This is a genomic window from Salibaculum sp., from assembly GCF_035270045.1.
Lineage (GTDB): Bacteria > Pseudomonadota > Alphaproteobacteria > Rhodobacterales > Rhodobacteraceae > Salibaculum.
Genome location: NZ_DATFIP010000055.1, coordinates 62,116 through 79,875 on the forward strand (window position 1 = coordinate 62,116; position 17,760 = coordinate 79,875).

Sequence of the window (17,760 nt, forward strand, 5' to 3'; positions counted from 1 at the left end):
GTGCGTTCCCTCGCGCGATATTTTTAGTTTTGGGTCCCGACAACCGGGGCGGTCGCCGTTATCAGCCCGGCATCCAGGGCGGCCTGCTGTTCCTCATCGGGCAGCGGGGCCTCGTGGAAGGTATACCCCAGGGTGATCGTGTGGACATACTGCCCTTCGCGGTCGTCGACAATATCAGGGTCCACGAAGAAGCTGACGGGCATCTGAACGGTCTGGCCCGGCTGCAGGACCTGCATCTCGAAGCAGAAGCAGTCGATCTTCTCGAAGAAGCCGCCCGCGTCGTAGGGCGCCACATTGTAGCTTGCCGAGCCCGCGACAGGAACATCGCTGGTGTTGGTGGCCTCGTAGAAAGCCAGCGCCGTTTCACCTATACGCACCTCCATTTCCCGCTGCGCGGGCTTGAAGCGCCAGGGCATGTCGCGTTCGACCGAGGCATCGAAGCGAACGGTCACGGTCTGATCGAGGATTTCGTCGCTGCCGGCCTCGGCCACGCCGGTCACACCACCAAAGCCCGTGACCCGGCAGAACCAGTCATAGAAGGGCACCGAGGCCCAGGCCAGCCCGCCCATGAGAACCACGACCGTAACGGCCTGCGCAGCCGTGCGGCGGGTGCCGTCTTCGATGCGGTTGAACGGATTCAGGTTCATTCGGCGCTCTCCTCTGCTTGGTCCCGTGCGGCGTCTTCCAGAGCCGGCCGGGCAACGTGGTCGAACCGTTCCATCTGGCGGGGGTCGTCAAGGGACTGGACCTTGACCACCGTCAGGCCCAGCACCAGCGCGACGAAGCCGGCCAACAGCAAGCCCAGCCCCACATTGCGGTCCAGGCGGCGCTTGTGCAGTTCATGTTCTACCCTGATCGCCATGGCTTACCAGCCCCCCAGGCCTTGACCGCGCAGGATCGCCTCAAGAAGAAGCGCGCCGAAATGGCCGAAAAGATAATAGAGCGAGATCTTGAAGACGCGCTTCTCGGTCGCGTGGCCGTCGGCCTCGCTCGCGGTATCGTCGCGGCGCCAGATGTCAACAGCGCCCTTCAGGAACCAGCCATTGAGCAGAAGGGCCACTGCAAGGTAGGCCGGCCCGCCGATCGAGGTGAAACCGATACCCAGCGCCACCGGCGCCAGCGCGATGGTATAGCCCAAGATGTGATTCCGAGTGACGCGGCGGCCATGGGTCTCGGTCAGCATGGGCACGTTCGCGTTGCCGTAGTCGGATTTCACGAAGAGCGCCAGCGCCCAGAAATGCGGTGGCGTCCACATGAAGATCAGCGCGAACATGAGCACGCTTTCGGGCGCTATGCTGCCCGTGGCCACCGCCCAGCCGACCATGGGCGGGAAGGCCCCCGCAGCCCCGCCGATGACGATGTTCTGCGGCGTCGAGCGCTTGAGCCACATGGAATAGATCACCGCGTAAAAGAAGATCGTGAAGGCCAGCAGCCCGGCGGCCAGCAGGTTCGCCGCCAGCGCCAGCAGGACCACGGAAAAGCCCGACAGGGCCAGGCCGATGCCCAGCGCCTCGCCCGGCTGAACCCGGCCCGAGGGAACGGGGCGCGACTGCGTGCGCTTCATCACCGCGTCGATGTCGGCATCCCACCACATGTTCAACGCGCCGGACGCACCCGCTCCGACTGCAATGCACAGGATGCTGACGAAGGCGATGTAGGGATGCACCGGCACGGGCGCGACCAACAGACCCACGAGCGCGGTGAAGACCACCAGTTGCATGACACGCGGTTTCATCAGGGCGAAGTAGTCGCCCATCTTCGCCTCGTGGGAAGGGATGGTCTGTTGGCTGACGTCGGTCATTTGTATCCCGTTCGATTGTCGTCGGCTGCCCGCCCGGACCCGGGGTCGGGACGGCAGCCCGGGCCGATCAGGCTGGATAGTCTTGCTTGGCGGTGGCCAGCCAGTCCTCGTAGACCTCGGGGCTCACCACCTTGACGGTGATCGGCATGTAGGCATGGTCCTTGCCGCAAAGCTCGGAGCATTGGCCGAAATAGACCCCTTCCTTCTCCGCCTCGAACCACAGCTGGGCAAAGCGTCCCGGCACCGCGTCCTGCTTCACACCGAAGGCGGGGATCGTCCAGGAGTGGATCACGTCCGCACCGGTCACGGTCATCACCACGGTCGCGCCGGTCGGAACGACAACGGCCGTGTCGGTGGCCAGGCGGAACTCGTCCTCGGAATAGCCGGCCTCGACAAGCTGGTCGCGGATGCTGTCGTTCAGGTTCCCCTCGCCATAGCCGATCATGTAGCTTTCGAAGAAGATATCCTCGTCGGTGTATTCGTAAGACCAGAACCACTGGTATCCGGTAACGGTGATGTTGATGTCACCCTCGGGAATCTCTTGCTGCTTGAACAGGGTCGGCAACGAGAAGGAGCCGATGAAAACCAGGATCACGATCGGAACCACCGTCCAGGCCACTTCCAGCGGCGAGTTGTGCGTGAAGGTCGCTGGCGTCTTGTTGGCGCGATCATTGTAACGCAGGATCACCCAGGCCAGCAGCCCGGTCACGAACAGCGTGATCGCCGTGATGATGATCAGGACCATGGCATCGAGCCACTGCAGGTCACGGGCCAGTTCCGTGGCGGCGGGCTGGAACCCGGTGCCGCCCGGCTGGGGTGTCCCGATGATCTCGAGGTCATCCATGCCCTGCTGGGCCGAGGCCACCCCGGCGAGGGCGGCGGTTGCGAGGGCCGATCCGGCGGCAAGGCCCAGCTTGCTGACAAAGGTGTTCAGTCGCATGTCATTCCCTAAAGCAGTTCGGACAACGAAACCGGAATCCCGTTGTATTCAATTGCGGTCATCCCATAATCTGGGGGGCAACTCAAGCGCGGCCATTGTGGCAAACGGTCGCTTTCTTGATCTGGATCAAAGCCCGGACCCTCCCGGGCAGGAGGACCCCCTTGACAAACACACCGAACGACATGCCTTCGGACACCGGGTTTCGCCCATTCGAGACCCACCTGGACCGCGACGCCGCCCTGTCGCGGGTCAAGGCGGCAGTGGCCGGCGCCGACGACGGCGAGCTTTTCATGGAACGGCGGCGGTCCGAGGTTCTGGCCTTTGACGACGGGCGGGTCAAGACCGCCAGCTTCGACGCCTCGGAGGGCTTCGGGCTGCGCGCGGTGCGCGGCGAGACAGCCGGATACGCTCATTCGACGGTGATCGACGACCAGGCCCTGAAACGTGCCGTGGCCACCGCACGGCTGGCCGTGGGCGAAGGCGGCGGCACTCTTGCCGATGGCCCGGCCCGGACCAACCGCCACCTTTATACCGATGCGGATCCCATGGCCGAGGCCGAGTTCCCCGCCAAGATCGAACTTCTGGCCGAGATCGACGCCGTCGCGCGCCAGATGGACCAGCGCGTCGTTCAAGTTTCAGCCACGCTGGCCGCCTCGCACCAGGAGGTGGTGATCCTGCGCCCCGACGGCACCCAGGTCAGCGACACCCGACCCATGAGCCGTCTCAACGTTTCGGTCATCGTCGAGCAGGACGGCCGGCGCGAAGGCGGAACCGCGGGCGGTGGCGGTCGGCTGGGGCTGTCTCATGTCGTGGCCCGCGAAAGCTGGGAACCGAAACTGCGCGAGGCGCTGCGCATCGCCCTTGTGAACCTGCACGCGGACCCCGCGCCCGCGGGCGTCATGGACGTGGTGCTGGGCCCGGGCTGGCCCGGCATCCTGTTGCACGAGGCCGTGGGTCACGGGCTTGAGGGGGATTTCAACCGCAAGGGCAGTTCGGCCTTTGCCGGGCTGATGGGGCAGCAGGTTGCCGCCCCCGGCGTGACCGTGCTGGACGACGGCACCCTGCCCGACCGGCGCGGATCGCTGACCGTGGATGACGAGGGCACGCCCAGCGCCCGCAACGTGCTGATCGAGAACGGCCGCCTGGTTGGCTACATGCAGGATCGCCAGAACGCCCGCCTCATGGGCGTGGCGCCCACCGGCAACGGGCGCCGCGAAAGCTATGCCCATATCCCGATGCCGCGCATGACCAACACCTACATGCTCGGCGGTGATGCCGCGCCCGGCGACCTGGTCGCCGATTTGAAGGACGGTATCTACGCAGTGGGCTTTGGCGGCGGGCAGGTGGACATCACCAACGGCAAGTTCGTCTTTTCATGCACCGAGGCTTATCGGGTCAAAGACGGCAAGGTCGGCGCCCCGGTCAAGGGCGCTACCCTGATCGGCGACGGCGCCACCGCCCTTCAGCAGATACGCGGCATCGGCAACGATATGGCGCTGGACCCGGGCATGGGCAATTGCGGCAAGGCCGGCCAATGGGTGCCGGTTGGCGTGGGCCAGCCCAGCCTGCTGATCGGCGGACTGACCGTTGGCGGGGCGGCGGCGTGAGCCTGTTCCGCAGCCCGCCGATCCCGGGCGTCAGCTGGCGACTGGTCCTTGGCGGGTCGGCCGGCGTGCTGATCGGGGGCGTGGCCATCGGCTTGATATTCCTCGGGCTGTCCAGGCTGCTCGCCGCGCCCGAGGGGCAATCGCCCGGGATTGCGAAGGCCTTTGTATCGCACGTAGCCACGGTTTTCCTGTTCTCGCCCTTCGTCACCTGGGTCGGGCTTATCCCCGGCGCCCTGCTCTCGATCCCGGCCGCCCGCGCGGGCTGGGCCGGACCAGGCACGGCGGTTCTGGCGGCGGGGCTGTTCTTCGGCCTTGCCGGCGGTGTGACCGGCGGGCCGGAAACGCTCTACATCTGGGCAAGCTCCGCGCTGCCCTTCGCGCTGCTGTTTTGGCTCGGCGCCTGGATCGCCGAGCCGCGCCTGCGCGCCGCGCCGGTCTGACCACCGGGGGCCAACGCGAAAAATCCGGGTCGGGCATTCTCTTTACCCGCGATTAACCCTTGGCGGTCTAGACCTGAACCCGCAGCAGGCGGAGGACAGGATGACCGGGGATACGCACTCTTCCACTCACCCCCCACTCCCACCCACCACGGAAGATGACCGGTTCAAGGCCCTTCGCCTGTTGCGCTCCCGCCGGGTGGGTCCATCGACCTGGCGCCGCCTGATCGCGGAACACGGGACTGCCGGGGCCGCGCTGGACGCCCTGCCCCAAGTCGCCCGCGCGGCCGGAGTCGATGATTACCGGGCCTGCCCCGAGGGCGTCGTCGCGGCCGAGTTCAAGGCCGGCGCCGCGGCCAGGGCACGGCTGGTCTTCGAGGGCGATCCCGACTACCCGGCCGACTTGGCCACCATATCCGACGCGCCGGTCGCACTGTGGATGCTGGGCGACATCCGGCTGGCGCAGCGTCCGATGATCGCCATGGTGGGCGCACGCAATGCATCGTCGCTGGGCACGCGCATGACCCGCAAGCTTGCCACCGACCTTGGCGAAGCCGGCTTCTGCGTGGTCTCGGGCCTGGCACGAGGGGTGGATGCCGTGGCCCATGACGCGGCGCTCGCGACCGGCACCATCGCGGTTCAGGCCGGGGGCGTAGACGTCATCTATCCCGCCGAGAATGCCTCGCTGGCCGGGCGCATCGCCGAAACCGGCCTGCGCCTGTCGGAACAACCCATGGGCCTGCAACCGCAGGCTCGCCATTTCCCCGCGCGCAACCGGATCATCTCGGGCCTTGTCCGCGCCGTCGTGGTGGTCGAAGCGGCCGCCAAGTCCGGCAGCCTGATCACCGCGCGCAACGCGCTCGACCAGGGGCGCGAGGTCATGGCGGTGCCGGGTCATCCCTTCGACGCCCGGGCGGCGGGCTGCAACATGCTTATCCGCGACGGGGCGCAACTGGTGCGCGGCGCCGACGACGTGACCGAGGCACTGGGCGATCCCGCCCCCGCCGCGCAGCCAGAGACGCAACCAACACCGGACCTTCCCACGCCCCCGCCCGAACGCCGCAGCCTTAGGGACACCGCCGCGCTGCACCGGGACATCCTGTCGCGGCTGGGGCCGAGTCCCATCGCCGAGGATCAGTTGATCCGCGACCTGCATGTCGCTCCGGGCCAGGTTGCCCCAGCACTGGTGGACCTGGAACTCGAGGGGCGCATCCTGCGCCAGCCCGGCGGCCTGTTGTCACGCGCGGTCTGACGGCTTCCGGGGTTTGCCGGTCACGGCGTCCGATCGCTGGCCGCGATCGACCGAAGGCAGAACGGGATCAAGCTCATTGCCGAAACGCCATCACGCGCCGGCACCGGACGCCGCGAGGGGCATCGTCGGCCCACGGCCCGCAGCCCCGAGCCGCGCTTCGACTTGACCCCGGCGCCGTGTCATCCCAAGTGAACGCATTGACAAACGCGCCGGCTCGCGCCCTTTATGCCCGGCCCGCGGCCCAGATTTTTCAAGGAGTGTTCATGCCCGTTGTCGTCGTCGAGTCCCCGGCCAAGGCCAAGACAATCAACAAGTATCTGGGCTCCGACTACACCGTGCTGGCCTCCTACGGCCATGTCCGCGACCTGCCCCCCAAGAACGGATCGGTCGATCCGGACAACGGATTCGATATGGTCTGGGAGGTTGCCAACGACAGCAAGAAGCACGTCAAGGCCATCGCAGACGCCCTGAAGGACGACAACGAACTGATCCTCGCGACAGACCCCGACCGCGAGGGCGAGGCAATTTCCTGGCACCTTCAGGAGGCGCTGACCAAGCGCCGCTCGATCAAGAAGGACACCGCCGTCAGTCGCGTGACCTTCAACGCGATCACGAAAGAGGCCATCACCGAGGCCATGCGGCACCCCCGCCAGGTCGATGGCGACCTGGTCGAGGCCTACTTGGCGCGTCGCGCGCTGGACTATCTTGTTGGTTTCAACCTCTCGCCCGTCCTGTGGCGCAAGCTGCCTGGCGCACGCAGCGCGGGACGGGTGCAATCGGTCTGCCTGCGCCTGATCGTCGAACGCGAGATGGAGATCGAGGCCTTCGATCCCCGCGAGTACTGGTCGGTCAAGGCCCAGTTGGAAACCCCGCGCGGTCAGGCCTTCGAGGCGCGGCTGACCACGCTGGCCGGCAAGCGGCTGGAAAAGTTCGACATCGAAAACGAGACCCAGGCCGAGATGGCCGTGCAAGCGGTCAGGTCCCGTGATCTGGCGGTTCAGAAGGTCGAAGCCAAGCCCAGCAGCCGCAACCCCTCTCCGCCCTTCATGACCTCGACCCTGCAGCAGGAAGCCAGCCGCAAGTTCGGCATGGGCGCACGGCAATGCATGAACACGGCACAGCGCCTTTACGAGGCCGGGTTGATCACCTACATGCGCACCGATGGCATCGACATGGCCCCCGAGGCCGTGGCCGACGCGCGCGGCGCGATCGAAACGCGCTATGGCAAGGACTACGTGCCGGCCTCGGCCCGCGTCTACAAGAACAAGGCCAAGAACGCGCAGGAAGCCCACGAGTGTATCCGCCCCACCGAGATGTCCAAGTCCCCGGCCGAGGCGCGGATCAGCGAGGCCGATCAGAAAAAGCTCTATGACCTGATCTGGAAGCGGACGCTGGCCAGCCAGATGGAAGCGGCGCGGCTTGAGCGCACAAGCGTCGATATCGGCAGCGCCGACGGCCAGGTGGTGCTGCGTGCCAACGGGCAGGTCATCCTGTTCGACGGGTTCCTCGCCGTCTACGAGGAAGGCCGCGATGACGTGGTCGATGACGACGACAAACGCCTGCCCCAGATGTCCGAGGGGGATGCGGCCAGGAAAAGCTTGGTCAACCCTGAGCAGCATTTCACCCAGCCCCCGCCGCGTTACACCGAGGCAACGCTGGTCAAGCGGATGGAAGAGCTGGGCATCGGGCGACCCTCGACCTATGCCAGCGTGATCTCGACGATCCAGGACCGCGAATATGTGCGCAAGGAGAAGAACCGCCTGATCCCCGAGGACAAGGGCCGGATCGTCACGATTTTCCTGCTGAACTTCTTTCGCAAGTATGTCGGCTACGAGTTCACCGCGAATCTTGAAGAGATGCTTGACGATGTCTCGGCCGGACAGCGCGACTGGAAAGAGGTGCTCTCGGGCTTCTGGCGCGATTTTCACAAGGCCATCGAGGAAACCTCGGAACTGCGCATCACCGAGGTGCTGGACGTGCTTGACGACGTGCTGGCGCCGCAGTTGTACCCGCCGCGCGAGGATGGCTCCGACCCGCGCGTCTGCCCCAAGTGCGGCGAGGGGCGCCTGCACCTTAAAACCTCGCGCACCGGGGGCTTCGTGGGCTGCGGCAACTACCCCGACTGCACCTATACCCGGCCGATCGCAGGCGAGGGCGCAGACGGCGATGAACGTGTCCTGGGCGAGGACCAGGGCGACGAGATCTGGCTGAAATCGGGCCGGTTCGGGCCTTACGTCCAACGCGGTGAACCGACCCCCGAGAACAAGAAGCCGCCCCGCGCCTCGCTGCCAAAGGGCTGGGACAAGGAGGCCATGGACCTCGAAAAGGCGTTGACCCTTCTCAGCCTGCCACGCGAGGTGGGCGAGCATCCCGAGGGCGGCACGATCAAGTCGAACTTCGGCCGCTTCGGCCCCTACGTGATGCACCAGCGCCCGGACGAGGCAAAGCCCGTCTACGTCAACCTAAAGGACCCCGACGACGTGTTCCAGGTGGGCATGAACCGCGCGGTCGAGATGCTGGCCGAGAAGCGCGCCAACCCGGGGCGGGGTGGTCGCACGGCGGCCAAACCCCTGAAGGAACTGGGCGAACACCCTTCCGAGGGCGGACCGGTCAACGTCATGGAAGGCCGCTACGGACCCTATGTCAAATGGGGCAAAGTCAACGCGACGATTCCCAAGGAGACGGAACCGGCCGACGTGACCATGGAAAAGGCGGTCGAGCTGATCGCCGAGAAGACGGCGAAAAAGGGGGCCGGCAAAAAGGCCGGTGGCCGCAAGAAGGCTTGACGGCACAAGACATCGTTTCCCTTTTCGAAACGGTTTCATAATATTGCCCTATTCCGTATCTAGATGGGCGGGCAATGAGCATGACCCTCACCCCCGATCCAGCGACCTCGCCGCAGCCCCGCCACGCCACGCGCCGTTGGCGCGACATCGCAGTGCTGGGCGGGCTTTTCGCGCTTGTCATCGCGGGGCTGGCAGGTATCGCCGCGGCCACCGGCTGGGCCGAGACACGCGCACAGCTGATGCGACTGACCGGGGGCCAGGTCGCGCTCCTGCTGGGGCTGAGCCTCGTCAACTACCTGTTTCGCGGCGCCCGGTGGCATCTGTTTGCGCGGCGGCTTGGTCTCCCGACGGGGCTTGCGCAGGACATGCGGCACTTCGTGGGCGGCTTTGCCATGTCGGTGACACCGGGCCGGGTGGGCGAATTGATCCGCATGCGCTGGCTGAAACGCGAAACCGGCTGGGCGGTCGAACGCACCGCCCCGCTGGTGCTGGTGGACCGCGCTTCGGACCTCGCATGCATGGCGCTGATCCTTGCGCTTTCTGTCGCGCTTTCGGCAGGCGGGGCGCGCATGGCCGTGCCGGTCGCACTGCTGGCGCTGGTGGCGGCCTGGATCGCCACGCGCCCGCGCCTTCTGGCCGGCGGCGTGACGCTGGCCTATCGGCTGACCGGCCTGCTGCCCCGCATCATGGGCCGGGTCCGCGGTGCGGCACGATCACTGGCGGTCTTTTCCAACGCGCCGACGCTGTCGCTGTCGATCCTGATGGGGTTGGTCGGCTGGGGCGCCGAGGGCTATGCCTTTCACCTGCTGCTGGTCTGGATGGGGGCCGATATCGGGCTCTGGGCCGCGATGGGCATCTTCACCTTTGCCACGCTCGCGGGGGGCCTGACCGGCGCGCCTGGCGGGGTTGGCGGGGCCGAGGCGGCCATGGTCGCGCTGCTCTCGCTGGAAGGCGTCCCGCTTGAAGTCTCGATCCCCGCCACCGCCGTGATCCGGCTGACGACCCTGTGGTTCGCCATCGCGATCGGGCTGGCCGTTTTCCCGCTGGCCGAGCGCCGCGCGGCACGCGCGCAGGCTTGAGCATCATGGAGGGCGCACGGCGAATAACCTATTCGGGCTGGGGCCGGATCCATAGCGCAACCGGCCCGGTCGCGCGTCCCTTCGCGGCCACGGCCATCGCGGGCACCGCCCCGGCCTTCGGCAACCGGCGGTCCTACGGGGACGCGCCGCTCAATGATGGTGGCAGCGCCTGGGACATGACCGCGCAGAACCGCATCCTCGACTTCGATCGCAGCACCGGGGTCCTCACCGCCGAGGCGGGGGTGACCCTGGGCGCACTCGCCCGCATCCTGCCACCGCGCGGCTGGCTGCCGCCAATCCTGCCCGGCACGGGCTTTGCCACCCTGGGCGGGGCCGTTGCAATGGATGTGCATGGCAAGAACCATCACGAAAGCGGCAGCTTCTGCCAGCACGTCACAGCCCTGACCCTTTTGCAGAACGGCAAGCCGCGCAGGATCACGCCCGGCCGGGACAAGCAGCTCTGGGCCGCCACTTGCGGCGGGCTGGGCCAGACCGGCGTGATCATCCAGGCCACGATCCAGCTGAAACCTTGCCCGGGCGAGGTCATGGTCGTGACCGAGCGCCGGGTCGAGGACTGGGCCGAACATATCGCCCATCTCGATGCTTCGGACGCCGCCTATTGCGTGGGCTGGATCGACGCAACCGCGCGCGACGGGACCCTCGGCCGCGGCATTCTGGAAGAAGCCGAGATCGGCCGCGGGCTGCCACCGTCCCGGCCCGCGCCAAGGCGGGTGCCGCTGGACGCGCCACATTGGGCCTTGGCCGCGCCGATCGTGCGGGCCTTCAACAGCCTCTATTACCGTCGGGTGCCTGCGGCGGGCCGGACGGTCGTGCGTGCCTTAGAGGATTTCTTCTTTCCGCTGGACAAGATCCATGACTGGAACCGCCTTTACGGCAAGCGCGGTTTTCACCAGTTCCAATGCGTGGTGCCACTGGACAAGGCAGATGCCTTGCGCGACATGCTGGCCGAGATCGCCGAAAGCGGGCTTGCCTCGCCACTGGCCGTGCTGAAACGCATGGGACCGGGCCGGGCCGGTTACCTTTCCTTCCCGATGCAGGGCTACACGCTGGCGGTGGATTTCCCCGACAGCGCCGCCGCGCGCGACCTGATTGCCCGGCTGGAGGACCTGACCGTTGCCGCCGGCGGGCGCATCTACCTGGCCAAGGACGGGCTGGCCAGCGGCGCCCGCGTCAAGGCGATGTATCCCGAACATCCCCACTGGCTGTCCGAGGTCCTCAAGGCCGATCCGGACGGCGCACTTGCAACTGACATGGTCCGCCGGCTGGACCTGCGGAGGACATGATGGAACAGACCTGGATCATCCTGGGGGCAAGCTCGACAATGGCGCGGGCCCTGATGCAGAAACTCGCCGAAGAGGGCGCCGGACTGGTGCTGGCCGGGCGCAGGATGGACGACCTGCAGGCTAGCGCCTGCGACGCCCTGGCCCGGGGCGCGGTCCTGGCCGAACCGGTTGCGTTCGACGCCCGACGCCCGGACAGCTTCCAGCCGGTGATCGACCTCGCCCTGAAACAGCCCGGGCAGATCAACTGCGCGGTGTTCGTCGGCTCCATGCCACCACAAGCGGAAATCGACGCCGACCCGGGGCTCCTGGACGGTGTCATTGCCGACAGCTTTACCGGCCCGGCCCGGTTCCTGCAGATGTTGGCCCCCCACCTGGAAGACCGTGGCTCGGGCATCGTGGTCGGGGTCGGATCGGTCGCCGGTGACCGTGGGCGGATCGGCAACTACGTGTACGGCGGGGCCAAGGGCGGCTTTGCCACCTACCTGTCGGGGCTGCGCAACCGCCTTGGCCGGAGCGGCGTGCATGTCCTGACGATCAAGCCCGGCCCGGTGGACACGGCCATGACACAGGACATGGAGGACCTGCCTTTCATGACGACCGCCGAGGCGGTGGCCGATGATATCCTGGCCGGCATCAAGCGCGGCAGGAACGTGCTATACACCCGGCGCATATGGTGGCCGATCATGATGGTGATCCGCGCCATCCCTGAACCCATCTTCAAGAAGATGTCGATCTAGCCCATCAGCCGGAAATACCACTCGGTCCACAGGCCGGCCGCATAGAACATCAGTGACAGCGTGATCAGAAGGTAACCGATGCCGCGGATGTCGCGCAGGGCAAAGACGATGGGATCATAATCCTGGCGACCGAAATAGCCCAGACGGATCATCCGGTAGAGCCAGGCCGCGATCGGCAGCAACGCCACCCAGAGCAGCCACTGGTCGGGGTAGAGCAACTGCGCCTGGTCCGACCAGGAATAGAGAAAGAAGATCACCAGCGACCCTACCATGCCCAGCACCGCCATGTTCAGCAGGTCACCGCGGTCACCCCTGGCATAGCCCCGCCCCGGCAGCCGCTTGTCATCGGGCGCCAGGGCCAGTTCCGTCATCCGCTTGACGCAGCCCAGGGTCAGGAAGACCGGGAAAATGAAGATGAGCATGAAGACCGAGGCCTGCACATCGCTCGCCACCGCGCCGGCGACGACCCGTAGCGTGTAAAGCGAGGCCAAGGTCGCGATATCGATCCAGCGCAGCCGCTTGAGGCGCAAGGAATAGGCCAACGACAACGCCATGTAGAGCGCCACAACACCCAGCATTTGCACCGACAACAGTGCCCCGAGCCCCAGCGCCAGCCCCGCCAAACCCGCGCAGGCCACCATGCCCACCGGGATTGGGACCGTTCCAGCGGCGAAAGGGCGGGCTTTCTTGGTGGCGTGGCGGCGATCAGCCTCGATATCCACCAGGTCATTCACAATATAGATGGTCGAGGCCGCCGCCGAAAAGGCCACGATCCCCAGAAGCACCCTCAGGAACGTGCCCGCGTCAAAGGCATGGGCCGCGATCATCGGCAGGAACAGCAGCACGTTCTTGACCCATTGGTGCGGCCGCAGCGCCTTGAGAAGGGCCCGTGGGGTCCAGCCGCCCGCGATTCGGGTCGGGCTCTCCAACCGGTCCGCCGCACCGCCGGCGCCGCCGACGACAATGGCATGGTCGGCGTGTCGCCAGACCTCGATATCCGCGGCCGCGTCGCCCGCGTAGTCGAAGCCCTTCTCGCCAAAGGCCGCGACGAGGGCGCGTGCCTTGGCGGGCCCTTTCAGGTTCTCGCCATCCCGCGAGGCAAAGACACGGTCGAAGCCGAAGCGCCGCGCCAGCGGTTCGACAAGGGACACATCCGAGGCCGAGGCCAGGACCACCTCGCGCCCCGCCGCGCGGGCCTTTTCGACCAGCGCGACGAGCTCGCTACGCACCGGCAGCAGGTCGATACGCAGCGGCGCGATCCGGGCCAGTTCGGCCTTGAAGGCCGCCTTGTCGGGCAGCCGGCCAAGGGCCCGCAGGGTACCGGCGGGATCGGTCCCCACACCCTTCCAGGCGCATTCCAGCAGCATATCGGTCCGCAGCAAGGTACCATCTGCATCCACGACAAGGGGTTTGCCCGGCATCTCATCCCTCCGGCTTGATGTTGAAGACGCAGCCGTCGCTGGGCAGTTCGGGCGGAGTGACACAAAGTCCCCGCGCCACCCGCCAGGCGGCCAGCACCTTGGGGACGTAGGCGCGGGTTTCGGGATAGGGCGGCACGCCGCCATTTTCGCGCACCGCGCCTTCGCCGGCATTGTAGCCGGCCAGCACCATGATCAGGTCGCGCTCGAACTCTTCCATGAGCCAGCCGAGGTAGGCCACACCACCGGTGATGTTCTGTCGGGTATCAAAACTGTCGCGCACGCCGAAACGCTCGGCTGTGGCGGGCATCAGCTGCATCAATCCCCGCGCGCCCGCGCGGCTGACGGCCTGCGCGTCGCCGGCGCTTTCCACGGCGATCACCGCCAGCACCAGGGCGGGCGACACGGGTTCCCCAACCGAGGCGGCGAGGATTTGCGCGCCGTAGCGCTCGGCCAGGGCACCCATGTCGCGCAAGCGCGGCTGCGGGATGGCCAGATCGTCGGGAGCATTGACCAGAACCGTTTCGGCCTTCACGAAGCTGGCCGGGTCAGAGGCACCGAGATCGGGCGAGACCGCGCCCCAGAACCAGGCGATGTCCGGTGCAGGCCGTCCGACCTGCCCGCCCGCCGGGGGCTGCTCGACCGCGGCCATACCCGGCGTCGTCACCGGCGCGCTAGGGGCGGTCGGAGCGATCTGGACGGTTATGCGACCCGTCGCGCCCTCCGGGGGAACGCCGATACGCTTGAAGGTGAAATCCTCTTGCAAGCGGTGTTGCTCGGCTCGGGGCGCGCCCGCGACGGCAAGCGCTGCCAGCACCGCCATGAATGCCGAAATGATGCTGCGCCGCATTTTCGCGGTCTCCACCTGCCTCGATCTGTCAGGGCGCACTCTACCGCGTCGGGGGCAGGCTGACCAGAATTGTGTGACGGGGGCGGAAGGGGCGGCCCGCGCCGCCTCCAGCCCGGTAAAAAAGCCTGTCAAATAACTGGGAAACACCCGAACGTGAAAAAATAAATGTTCAATATCAATATTTTAATAAATCAATTCACGAAAAATTAATCGGCTGCAAAAATGCACGAAAGCCGTCCAAATCTCGCCCCAATCGATTGGCTATATCTACTCATCCGAAACGGGGACTGCACCAATGAAGAGGCCGGTGCGGGACGATCCGAAGCGGAGAGTAAAACCGAGCGAAACCCTGAGGAGGGACATCAAATGCTGAACTACATCAAGAACTTCCGTAACGACGAAGATGGCGCCGTGACCGTTGACTGGGTCGTCCTGACCGCAGCCATCGTGGGCCTTGGCATCGCCGTGCTGACCACGGTGGGCGAGCAGACCGCCTCCTTCGCCGACGACATCTCGACCGAGCTGAGCAGCCAGGGCATCAAGGAATACTGATCGCCGGCACGTCCGATCCGTCGGACCTGAGACAGGGGCCGCTCCTTCGGGGCGGCCCTTCCTTTTTCCGGCAATGGTTGACGCGGAATTACCCCAAGCACGGCCAGAAGCTGACACAGTCGCACGATAGCGGTTTCATACAACCTTGGGTTTCGGAGAAACACATGTTCAACATCCTACGCAAATTCCGCCGGTCGGATGCCGGGGCCGTGACCGTCGATTGGGTCGTCCTAACAGCGGCGATCGTCGGGCTGGGCGTGGCCGTCGTGGTCACGATACTCCAGACCACGGCCGATGGGGCCGAGGGCCTTGGCGCGCATCTCGACGAACAGACCATCAAGACCTACTGATTGATGCGCTGCTGGCCGATGCCGGGCACGCGACAACGCTGACCCGAAGCGGTCACGCGAGCGACCCAAAACGGCCGCATTCCCGGAGTATTCGTTGAGTCCGTAATGAGTGGGTGCCCCAGCGGTACCGCAAGCGAAAGGAAAGAGAATGCGAGCAGTATTCGGTCTTGTCCTGATCATCGGGGTCGGCCTTGCGGGGGCGGCCATCTACATGGTGCAGGGATACTTCGAACAGCAGAACGCCCAGCTCGCGGCGCAGCGGGCCAGGATGGCCCAGAACGTGCCCACGGTCGACGTTCTCGCCGTGAACCGTGTGGTGGAATACGGCGAGGAGATCACGCCCGAGGATGTTGTTTCCATCAAGCACGCCGAACCCTTCCTGCCCGAGGGTGTTTTTCGCACCGAAGAGGACTTCTTTCCAGAGGGCCCCGAGGAGACCCGCGTCGCCCTGCGCCAGATGGAACCGAACGAGCCTCTGATGGCCGTCAAGGTCACCGCGCCAGGGGAAAGTGCCGGGATCAACGCACTGCTGACGCCGGGCCTGCAGGCCTATGCCATCGACGTGACCGTACGCTCGGCCGTGTCGGGTTTCCTGCGTCCGGGCGATCGCGTCGACGTCTACTGGACCGGCCAAGCCAACCTGGGCGAATTCGGCGGCACCACGGGCGTCACAACCCGCCTGATCCAGAGCGGGCTGACCATCGTCGCCGTGGACCAGAGCACCGACAGCGGGCGTGCCGCAGCCTCGGGCCAGGTGCGCACCGTCACCGTGGAAGCCGACAGCGCCCAGGTCGCCGCCCTTGCCACCGCGCAGGGATCGGGCCAACTATCGCTCGCCCTGGTCGGGGACAGCCTGCCCGCGGCGTCGAATGGCCCGGTCGAGGTCAACCAGGCCACGCTGCTTGGCATTACCCCACGCCAGGAGCCCGAGCCGGTCGAACAGAAAGAGGTCTGCACGATCCGCCAGAACCGCGGCACCGAGCAGATCGAAGTCGAGATCCCCTGCACGAACTGATCCCACCCGGCATCGCGTCATTTCGCCCGGACAGGCCCGCGTCCGGGCGGTTCCGTTTCGCCGCTTGTTGCGGGTTATCCACATGAACCACCCTGCGCACGGTATTGATTCTTGCAAAAAAAGCCGTTTCAGTGCAGGGTCACGATAATATCGGGCAAAAATGCCCAGCAGTGGGCGTGATCGAGAGGCAGGTCACATGACATTCAGAATACCGATCAAGGCGGCCCTCGCTGGGCTTACCCTTGCCCTCACGGCCGCGCCCGCGATGGCGCCCGCCGAGACCCTGCAGGTGATGACGGGCTCGCCATCGAGCGCGTTGAACGTTCCAATGAACCGTGCGGTTGTCGTCGAAAGCGACACGCCCTTCGCCGAGCTTTCCATCGCAAATCCGGGCATCGCGGACATCTCGTCGCTGTCGGAACGCACCATCTACGTACTTGGCAAGGAGCCGGGCCGCACTACGCTGACCCTTCTGGCCGGCGACGGCCGCCTGATCACAAACGTGGAAATCCACGTCACCCCGGACATCGCCGAGTTCAAGGAACGGCTGGAGCAGATCCTGCCCGGTGAACCGATCGAAGTCCGCACCGCCAATGATGGCATCGTCCTGTCCGGCACGGTGAGTTCCTCGGCCAAGCTGGACCGTGCCCTGCAACTGGCCGAACGCTATGCCGCCGGTCGCGTGTCCAACCTGATGAGCGTCGGGGGCACCCAGCAGGTCATGCTGCGCGTGCGTTTCGCCGAAATGCAGCGCTCGGTCTCCAAGCAGCTCAGCTCGTCGGTCGCCATCGGCGGCGACACACTGGGGGGTGACCTCGGCACGGCGATCGGCACCGGAACAACCGCCAGCGAAGGTGGCCGGACCGGCGCCCTGAGCGGCGCCCTGCCCGGCTCCAACGACAACCAGGGGGCCATGCTCTTCGGATTCAACGCGGGCGGGCTGGAGGTCGGTATCCTCCTGGAGGCGCTGGAGGAACGTGGCGTGGTCCGCACCCTGGCCGAGCCCAACCTGACGGCGCTGTCTGGTCAGGAGGCGCGGTTCCTCGCCGGGGGCGAATACCCGATCCCGATCGCCCAGAGCGATGACCAGATCACCGTTGAATACAAGCCCTTCGGCATCGAGCTGAACTTCGTGCCGCGCGTGATCGATGGCGATGTCATCAACCTGGAACTCAACGCTTCGGTGAGCGCACTGGACCCGGCCAACGGCTTCAGCCAGAACGGGTTTACCATCGACGCCTTCAGCACGCGCGAAACGTCGACCACCGTCGAGATGCGCGACGGCGAGAGCTTTGCCATCGCCGGGCTGCTGTCGGACGATTTCACCGACCTCGCCGGCCAGGTGCCGTGGCTTGGCGACATACCGGTGCTGGGCGCGCTGTTCCGCAGTGCCGAATATTCGCGCCAGCAAACCGAACTGGTCATCATCGTCACGCCGCACCTCGTCACGCCGACCCGGGGCGAGGCGCTGGCCCTGCCGACCGACCGGGTGCGCCCGCCGTCGGAACGCGACCTGTTCCTGTTCGGCCGGGTCGCGACGGACGGCGCCCCGACGACGGGTGGCGCCGGGGAAGTCGCGCGCCAGGACTTCAGCGGGTCCTACGGCTACGTCATGGACAACTGAGGAGTCAG

At 66.2% G+C, this 17,760-nt stretch carries 17 protein-coding genes; 11 read left to right on the forward strand and 6 right to left on the reverse strand.

Features of this window, described 5'->3' with window-relative positions:
* Window positions 1–23: 23 nt before the first annotated feature.
* The 4 genes from VJ897_RS09185 to coxB form a co-directional block, all read right to left on the reverse strand.
* Window positions 24–647 carry a cytochrome c oxidase assembly protein gene (locus VJ897_RS09185; RefSeq protein WP_324055311.1) on the reverse strand — a complete coding sequence of 208 codons (624 nt, stop codon included), beginning with the start codon at window positions 645–647 and terminating at the stop codon, window positions 24–26.
* Entirely contained in the window at window positions 644–862 is a 219-nt protein-coding gene (locus VJ897_RS09190) for a cytochrome c oxidase system small membrane protein (RefSeq protein WP_324055312.1), read from the reverse strand. The genes VJ897_RS09185 and VJ897_RS09190 overlap by 4 nt, the downstream gene beginning before the upstream one ends.
* A 3-nt stretch (window positions 863–865) precedes the next feature.
* Window positions 866–1,801: a heme o synthase gene (cyoE, locus tag VJ897_RS09195; RefSeq protein WP_324055313.1), complete on the reverse strand. Its 936-nt coding sequence runs from the start codon at window positions 1,799–1,801 to the stop codon at window positions 866–868.
* A gap of 67 nt (window positions 1,802–1,868) precedes the next feature.
* Window positions 1,869–2,741: a cytochrome c oxidase subunit II gene (coxB, locus tag VJ897_RS09200; RefSeq protein WP_324055314.1), complete on the reverse strand. Its 873-nt coding sequence runs from the start codon at window positions 2,739–2,741 to the stop codon at window positions 1,869–1,871.
* A 182-nt stretch (window positions 2,742–2,923) separates the two neighbouring features.
* On the opposite strand from coxB, the gene tldD reads away from it, so the two are divergent.
* The 7 genes from tldD to VJ897_RS09235 all read left to right on the forward strand — a co-directional run bounded on the left by tldD (window position 2,924) and on the right by VJ897_RS09235 (window position 11,943).
* The gene (gene tldD, locus VJ897_RS09205; protein WP_324055392.1) at window positions 2,924–4,348 is read left to right on the forward strand and encodes a metalloprotease TldD; all 1,425 of its coding nucleotides are present in this window, start codon (window positions 2,924–2,926) and stop codon (window positions 4,346–4,348) included.
* Window positions 4,345–4,788 (forward strand): hypothetical protein, encoded by a 444-nt coding sequence (locus tag VJ897_RS09210; RefSeq protein ID WP_324055315.1) that lies wholly within the window; start codon window positions 4,345–4,347, stop codon window positions 4,786–4,788. Before tldD ends, VJ897_RS09210 begins: the two co-directional genes overlap by 4 nt.
* A gap of 100 nt (window positions 4,789–4,888) precedes the next feature.
* Window positions 4,889–6,037 carry a DNA-processing protein DprA gene (gene dprA / locus VJ897_RS09215; protein WP_324055316.1) on the forward strand — a complete coding sequence of 383 codons (1,149 nt, stop codon included), beginning with the start codon at window positions 4,889–4,891 and terminating at the stop codon, window positions 6,035–6,037.
* Between the two features lie 263 nt (window positions 6,038–6,300).
* Window positions 6,301–8,823 carry a type I DNA topoisomerase gene (gene topA / locus VJ897_RS09220; protein ID WP_324055317.1) on the forward strand — a complete coding sequence of 841 codons (2,523 nt, stop codon included), beginning with the start codon at window positions 6,301–6,303 and terminating at the stop codon, window positions 8,821–8,823.
* Window positions 8,824–8,897: 74 nt separating this feature from the next.
* Entirely contained in the window at window positions 8,898–9,902 is a 1,005-nt protein-coding gene (locus VJ897_RS09225) for a lysylphosphatidylglycerol synthase transmembrane domain-containing protein (protein ID WP_324055318.1), read from the forward strand.
* A gap of 5 nt (window positions 9,903–9,907) precedes the next feature.
* Window positions 9,908–11,206, forward strand: coding sequence for an FAD-binding oxidoreductase (locus VJ897_RS09230; RefSeq protein ID WP_324055393.1), 1,299 nt, complete (start codon window positions 9,908–9,910; stop codon window positions 11,204–11,206).
* Window positions 11,203–11,943, forward strand: a complete 741-nt coding sequence (locus VJ897_RS09235) for an SDR family NAD(P)-dependent oxidoreductase (RefSeq protein WP_324055319.1) — start codon at window positions 11,203–11,205, stop codon at window positions 11,941–11,943. The genes VJ897_RS09230 and VJ897_RS09235 overlap by 4 nt, the downstream gene beginning before the upstream one ends.
* On the opposite strand, the gene VJ897_RS09240 is transcribed toward VJ897_RS09235, so the two are convergent.
* Together VJ897_RS09240 and VJ897_RS09245 are read right to left on the reverse strand one after the other, a co-directional pair.
* The gene (locus tag VJ897_RS09240) at window positions 11,940–13,364 is read right to left on the reverse strand and encodes a UbiA family prenyltransferase (protein WP_324055320.1); all 1,425 of its coding nucleotides are present in this window, start codon (window positions 13,362–13,364) and stop codon (window positions 11,940–11,942) included. The two genes, VJ897_RS09235 and VJ897_RS09240, sit on opposite strands and share 4 nt — an antisense overlap.
* 1 nt (window position 13,365) lies before the next feature.
* Window positions 13,366–14,211 carry a lytic transglycosylase domain-containing protein gene (locus tag VJ897_RS09245; protein WP_324055321.1) on the reverse strand — a complete coding sequence of 282 codons (846 nt, stop codon included), beginning with the start codon at window positions 14,209–14,211 and terminating at the stop codon, window positions 13,366–13,368.
* Window positions 14,212–14,577: 366 nt separating this feature from the next.
* On the opposite strand from VJ897_RS09245, the gene VJ897_RS09250 reads away from it, so the two are divergent.
* From VJ897_RS09250 to VJ897_RS09265, 4 genes are all read left to right on the forward strand, one after another.
* A complete protein-coding gene (locus tag VJ897_RS09250) occupies window positions 14,578–14,763 on the forward strand; it encodes a Flp family type IVb pilin (protein WP_324055322.1) in 186 nt (61 codons plus the stop codon).
* Between the two features lie 164 nt (window positions 14,764–14,927).
* A complete protein-coding gene (locus tag VJ897_RS09255; protein ID WP_324055323.1) occupies window positions 14,928–15,113 on the forward strand; it encodes a hypothetical protein in 186 nt (61 codons plus the stop codon).
* Window positions 15,114–15,261: 148 nt separating this feature from the next.
* A complete protein-coding gene (gene cpaB, locus VJ897_RS09260; protein WP_324055324.1) occupies window positions 15,262–16,128 on the forward strand; it encodes a Flp pilus assembly protein CpaB in 867 nt (288 codons plus the stop codon).
* 196 nt (window positions 16,129–16,324) lie between these two features.
* Window positions 16,325–17,752 carry a type II and III secretion system protein family protein gene (locus VJ897_RS09265; protein ID WP_324055325.1) on the forward strand — a complete coding sequence of 476 codons (1,428 nt, stop codon included), beginning with the start codon at window positions 16,325–16,327 and terminating at the stop codon, window positions 17,750–17,752.
* The last annotated feature ends 8 nt before the right edge of the window (window positions 17,753–17,760 follow it).

Excerpts from the sequence above, each read along its gene's own strand:
- VJ897_RS09185 (WP_324055311.1), bottom strand. The coding sequence starts at position 647 with ATGAACCTGAATCCGTTCAACCGCATCGAAGACGGCACCCGCCGCACG.
- VJ897_RS09190 (WP_324055312.1), bottom strand. The coding sequence starts at position 862 with ATGGCGATCAGGGTAGAACATGAACTGCACAAGCGCCGCCTGGACCGC.
- cyoE (WP_324055313.1), bottom strand. The coding sequence starts at position 1,801 with ATGACCGACGTCAGCCAACAGACCATCCCTTCCCACGAGGCGAAGATG.
- coxB (WP_324055314.1), bottom strand. The coding sequence starts at position 2,741 with ATGCGACTGAACACCTTTGTCAGCAAGCTGGGCCTTGCCGCCGGATCG.
- tldD (WP_324055392.1), top strand. The coding sequence starts at position 2,924 with ATGCCTTCGGACACCGGGTTTCGCCCATTCGAGACCCACCTGGACCGC.
- dprA (WP_324055316.1), top strand. The coding sequence starts at position 4,889 with ATGACCGGGGATACGCACTCTTCCACTCACCCCCCACTCCCACCCACC.
- topA (WP_324055317.1), top strand. The coding sequence starts at position 6,301 with ATGCCCGTTGTCGTCGTCGAGTCCCCGGCCAAGGCCAAGACAATCAAC.
- VJ897_RS09225 (WP_324055318.1), top strand. The coding sequence starts at position 8,898 with ATGAGCATGACCCTCACCCCCGATCCAGCGACCTCGCCGCAGCCCCGC.
- VJ897_RS09230 (WP_324055393.1), top strand. The coding sequence starts at position 9,908 with ATGGAGGGCGCACGGCGAATAACCTATTCGGGCTGGGGCCGGATCCAT.
- VJ897_RS09235 (WP_324055319.1), top strand. The coding sequence starts at position 11,203 with ATGATGGAACAGACCTGGATCATCCTGGGGGCAAGCTCGACAATGGCG.
- VJ897_RS09240 (WP_324055320.1), bottom strand. The coding sequence starts at position 13,364 with ATGCCGGGCAAACCCCTTGTCGTGGATGCAGATGGTACCTTGCTGCGG.
- VJ897_RS09245 (WP_324055321.1), bottom strand. The coding sequence starts at position 14,211 with ATGCGGCGCAGCATCATTTCGGCATTCATGGCGGTGCTGGCAGCGCTT.
- VJ897_RS09250 (WP_324055322.1), top strand. The coding sequence starts at position 14,578 with ATGCTGAACTACATCAAGAACTTCCGTAACGACGAAGATGGCGCCGTG.
- VJ897_RS09255 (WP_324055323.1), top strand. The coding sequence starts at position 14,928 with ATGTTCAACATCCTACGCAAATTCCGCCGGTCGGATGCCGGGGCCGTG.
- cpaB (WP_324055324.1), top strand. The coding sequence starts at position 15,262 with ATGCGAGCAGTATTCGGTCTTGTCCTGATCATCGGGGTCGGCCTTGCG.
- VJ897_RS09265 (WP_324055325.1), top strand. The coding sequence starts at position 16,325 with ATGACATTCAGAATACCGATCAAGGCGGCCCTCGCTGGGCTTACCCTT.